Source organism: Streptomyces sp. NPDC002265, assembly GCF_040296125.1.
Taxonomy (GTDB): Bacteria; Actinomycetota; Actinomycetes; order Streptomycetales; family Streptomycetaceae; genus Streptomyces.
This window is the reverse complement of record NZ_JBEOWS010000719.1, coordinates 1-1,131: the sequence shown is the minus strand read 5'-3', so window position 1 is coordinate 1,131 and position 1,131 is coordinate 1. Positions and strand designations below refer to the sequence as shown.

Below are 1,131 nucleotides of genomic sequence, written 5' to 3'. Positions count from 1 at the left end.
GGCCCGGTAGGCTGATTCCAGGTGGCGGAGGAGGACGTACGGCGTGCTGTGGAACGGGATCGACTTCACCGTGGACGGTCGACAACCCGTATCGGCCGACGACTTCCACCAGATTGGCCTGCACTGCTGGAGCAGCCCACCCCACCGTGCTGCGGCGGCCTTCTTCCTGGAGCAGGCGGCGGCCCGGGGGCACGACGGGGCCGCGGAACTACTGGGGCACATCTGTTTCGTCCAGGGTGACCACGCGCAGGCCGTGCCCTGGCTGCGGCAGAGCTCCGGGTCGCCGCGCGCCGCCTACTACCTGGGATGCCTGTACCAGCAGGGCGCTTTGGACGCCGGCATCGCGCAGTCGTACGACGACGCCGCCGATCACTACCGCCGGGCCGTCGCACTGGGAGAGCCAGAAGCGATGCTCGCGCTCGGGGACCTCTACCTGGAGCGGCTCCTGCCTGTCAGCCGTGCTCCGATGGAACACGCCCTGGAGCACTTCCTGGCAGCGGCCCGCACAGGCCATCCCTACGGGCAGTTCCGAGCAGCGGAGCTGTACCGCACGCTGTACGCCGATCCCGACCGCGCCCTGGCCCTCTACGAGCAGTGTCTCGCCAACCCGGCGCGCAGCGGCCACGCGCTGGGCTCACTGATGACCCTGCAGAGCGGGGCCGCCGTCCGCGAAATTCGGTGGGATCGCAACAACCAGGCCATGGGGCTCAGGCGCCAAGCGGTCAACCCCGACTCTCCTGGGCGCACCGCGTACTGAGCTCGCCCGCAGTCAGCGGAGGACCACACCGTCCCGTCCGCGGTCCAGCTCCGAGCGGTGGATGCGGATGACCCGGCAACTCGGGCCAACCCTCTTGATGCGCATGGTGGGCTCGCAGGCGACCCAGAGGGCCACCGTGCGAGTGCTCACCCCGTAGTGATCGGCGAACTGCTGCATCGTCAGCCACTCGGAAAGAGGCTCATCCGTCTGCTCCGCCATCGGCATCCTCCCGGATCCACTTCTGTATGCGAGAAGAACCTACTGGCTTCAGCGCCTCTTGTCGCTGCGATCTTGGAGGGGCGTGCCCCTGGGAAATCCTGATCGTGGGGTCGCCCGGCACCTCCTCGACCCCACGAACATCGTCCCCGAGGAAC

At 68.4% G+C, this 1,131-nt stretch carries 2 protein-coding genes; one reads left to right on the top strand and one right to left on the bottom strand.

What is annotated here, in order from left to right:
• Positions 1 to 43: 43 nt before the first annotated feature.
• Positions 44 to 757: a tetratricopeptide repeat protein gene (locus tag ABT085_RS46525; RefSeq protein WP_351623309.1), complete on the top strand. Its 714-nt coding sequence runs from the start codon at positions 44 to 46 to the stop codon at positions 755 to 757.
• Positions 758 to 769: 12 nt separating this feature from the next.
• Here ABT085_RS46525 and ABT085_RS46520 read toward each other — a convergent pair whose 3' ends face one another.
• Positions 770 to 976, bottom strand: a complete 207-nt coding sequence (locus ABT085_RS46520) for a helix-turn-helix domain-containing protein (protein WP_152886324.1) — start codon at positions 974 to 976, stop codon at positions 770 to 772.
• Positions 977 to 1,131: the final 155 nt, after the last annotated feature.